At 63.6% G+C, this 261-nt stretch carries 1 protein-coding gene; it reads right to left on the bottom strand.

The genetic code is table 11. From position 1 onward, the window contains the following. Positions 1-258: type I-C CRISPR-associated protein Cas8c/Csd1 (locus tag MFF64_RS39110; RefSeq protein WP_273557218.1), on the bottom strand; the 258-nt coding region annotated here is incomplete at its 3' end. Positions 259-261 lie beyond the last annotated feature (3 nt).

Below are 261 nucleotides of genomic sequence, written 5' to 3'. Positions count from 1 at the left end.
CCCTTCTCCCTCGCGGTAGAGGGTCCTGCTGTGGCGCTGGGAGCGGACCAGGTAGTCCAAGGTGTCCACCACCTGGGAGGCGCACGTGAAGCAGAGGGGGGCATTTGCGGCCTGCTCCTTGCCGAAGGACTCAAAGGCCTTCTGGTTGAAGGAGACCAGCTGGCACTTCTGGCCCAGAACCACCACTTCCCTGGGGAAGATGCGCAAGACTGGGCCCAAAGTCCCGCAGAGGGCGCAATAGCCCTTGCCCCCTTGGATCTC

Source organism: Methylobacterium frigidaeris (assembly GCF_022179185.1).
In the GTDB taxonomy this organism is placed as follows: domain Bacteria; phylum Pseudomonadota; class Alphaproteobacteria; order Rhizobiales; family Beijerinckiaceae; genus Methylobacterium; species Methylobacterium frigidaeris.
Note: the sequence above shows the minus strand (reverse complement) of the source record. Positions and strands in the feature narration are given on the sequence as shown.